Origin of the sequence: Pseudomonas fluorescens (genome assembly GCF_902497625.1) — a bacterium.
Lineage (GTDB): Bacteria > Pseudomonadota > Gammaproteobacteria > Pseudomonadales > Pseudomonadaceae > Aquipseudomonas > Aquipseudomonas fluorescens_BQ.
Window position 1 is genome coordinate 1 of the sequence record NZ_CABVGX010000103.1, and the last position, 2,465, is coordinate 2,465.

The 2,465-nt window shown below is 57.2% G+C and carries 3 protein-coding genes; 2 read left to right on the top strand and 1 reads right to left on the bottom strand.

Annotated features, from left to right (window positions below):
- Positions 1–642: glycosyl transferase family protein (locus tag F8N12_RS27340; RefSeq protein ID WP_150583125.1), on the top strand; the 642-nt coding region annotated here is incomplete at its 5' end.
- 90 nt (positions 643–732) lie between these two features.
- Positions 733–1,737 carry a glutathione S-transferase family protein gene (locus tag F8N12_RS27345; RefSeq protein ID WP_150582071.1) on the top strand — a complete coding sequence of 335 codons (1,005 nt, stop codon included), beginning with the start codon at positions 733–735 and terminating at the stop codon, positions 1,735–1,737.
- 143 nt (positions 1,738–1,880) lie between these two features.
- On the opposite strand, the gene F8N12_RS27350 is transcribed toward F8N12_RS27345, so the two are convergent.
- Positions 1,881–2,339: an REP-associated tyrosine transposase gene (locus F8N12_RS27350; RefSeq protein ID WP_150582401.1), complete on the bottom strand. Its 459-nt coding sequence runs from the start codon at positions 2,337–2,339 to the stop codon at positions 1,881–1,883.
- Positions 2,340–2,465: the final 126 nt, after the last annotated feature.

Genomic DNA, 2,465 nt, shown 5'->3' on the forward strand with positions numbered 1-2,465 from the left:
CGCATCTTCATGCACGGCGGCGGCGCACATACCGCTGGACGCTTGTACAGCGAGCAACTGCTCGGACACTTGAACATTCCCTTGTGCCGCGACTGGCAACAGGCCGGCGCGGCGCTGGACAACGGCGGCCTGGCGTTCATGCCGCTGGTGGACTGGGCGCCGCAGTTGCAGCGCATGATCGATTTGCGCAATACCCTGGGCCTGCGTTCGCCGATCCATTCCCTGGCGCGGATTCTCAATCCGCTGGGCGCGCGCTGTGGCCTGCAAAGTATTTTCCACCCCGGCTATCAGGCCGTACATCGCGATGCCAGCGGCTTGCTCGGTGATACTGCCATTGTGGTCAAGGGTGACGGTGGCGAAATTGAAATCAACCCGGATGCCGCCAGCCACCTCTACGGCACCACTGGCGGCGAAAGCTGGGACGAGGAATGGCCGCAGATGTCGAGCCAGCGTCACGTTAAACCGGCCTCGCTGGACGTCGAGCATTTGAAAGCCGTATGGCGCGGCGATGTGGTGGACAGCTATCCGCAAATGGCCCTGATTTCGACCATGGCGCTAGCCCTGCGCGGTCTCGGGCAACCCCGTGCGCAAGCATTCGCCACCGCCCAGCAATACTGGGACGCACGAGACAAATCGATTTAACCGATCATAAGCCCCCAACCTTTGCACTATTTTATCGAACCTATGCGAATAGACTCTTCTCCAACGCTTATTGGTTGAGGAGTCCTGAACATGGGTTTGTTAGTTGAAGGTCGCTGGCATGACCAGTGGTACGAAAGCAGCAAAGACGGTGCATTCCAGCGTGAGCAAGCGCAGCGCCGCAATTGGGTGACCGCAGACGGCAAGCCAGGCCCGAGTGGTGTCGGCGGGTTCGCCGCCGAGGCCGGCCGCTATCACCTGTATGTATCACTCGCCTGTCCGTGGGCGCATCGCACGCTGATTCTGCGCAAACTCAAAGGCCTCGAAAGCCTGATCGATGTGTCTGTAGTCAGCTACTTGATGCTGGAAAACGGCTGGACGTTCGACCAATCCCACGGATCCAGTGGAGACAAGCTGGATGATCTGAGCTTCCTGCACCAGCGCTATACTGCCGACACCGCTGACTACACCGGCCGTGTCACCGTGCCAGTGCTCTGGGATAAGCAGCAGAATCGAATCGTCAGCAATGAATCCGCGGAAATCATCCGCATGTTCAACACCGCGTTCGACGCGCTCACCGGCAACAACCTGGACCTGTACCCGGCGCCGCTGCGTGATGAAATTGATGCGTTGAACGAGCAGATCTACCCGGCGGTCAACAACGGCGTGTATCGCGCCGGGTTTGCGACGTCGCAGCAGGCCTATGAAGAGGCGTTCGATGATGTATTCACCGAACTTGATCGGCTGGAAGCGGTGTTGGATGCCAAGCGTTACCTGGCGGGCGAATACCTGACCGAAGCCGACGTCCGCCTGTTCACCACCCTCATTCGTTTTGACGCGGTTTATCACGGCCACTTCAAATGCAACCTGCGGCGGATTGCCGACTACCCGAATCTGTCGAACTGGCTGCGCGAGATGTACCAGTGGCCAGGGATTGCCGAGACGGTGGACTTCACCCACATCAAGAATCATTACTACGGCAGTCACAAGACGATTAATCCGACAGGGATTGTGCCGAAAGGGCCGGAGCAGGATTTTGCGGCGCCGCATGATCGGGCGCGGTTGAATGGGAAAGGGATTTGGCGTAAGCCTGAATAACGATTTGAGTTTTGCGTTGGCTTTGAAGGCTTCTTCGCGGGCAGGCTCGCTCCCACAGGGTTCATGTGGCGTACTCCGTTTTCATGCAGGACACAAAACCCTTGTGGGAGCGAGCCTGCTCGCGAAAGGCGCAGCCGATTAACTCAAATCCAAATCGCATCCCACAACGGGTAGTCGCCAAGCTTCTCAACCAGCCCGGCCCGCAATGGGTTAGCCACAACATACTGGGCGACTTTTACCAGGTCTTCTTCACGACGTAGCGCTCGATCATGGAAGCCTTGCTGCCAAAGGCTAAGTTCACGCGCCGTGGCCTGATGCACCGCTTTGGTAATCAACGACTTCGTCTTTTGCATCAGTGCACTCAGCGAACCTTGCTGCAATTCGATCAGCCAATGAAAGTGATCAGGCATTACCACCCAGGCCAATGAGTTAGCAGCGCCCACGTCTTGCGCTGCACGAAATTGCTCGACGACTAATCTGCCCAGGGCGAAATCCTTGAAAACAGGTTCTCTACCGAGGGTGTTGGTGGTCAGCAGGTAAATACGATTTTTCTCAGAGTAACGCCCGAGGCGCAAACGATGCGAAGCAGATGGTTCAGGCATTCCTTTGCCTCTCTCATGGATGAATTCAGGGCAAGACTAGATCAATGAGCTGAAAACCGAGGTGCACACTTTTAGCTGGATGTGTCTGGGAGATTGCTTCGCGAGCAGGCTCGCTCCCACAGTGGA

Excerpts from the sequence above, each read along its gene's own strand:
- F8N12_RS27345 (WP_150582071.1), top strand. The coding sequence starts at position 733 with ATGGGTTTGTTAGTTGAAGGTCGCTGGCATGACCAGTGGTACGAAAGC.
- F8N12_RS27350 (WP_150582401.1), bottom strand. The coding sequence starts at position 2,339 with ATGCCTGAACCATCTGCTTCGCATCGTTTGCGCCTCGGGCGTTACTCT.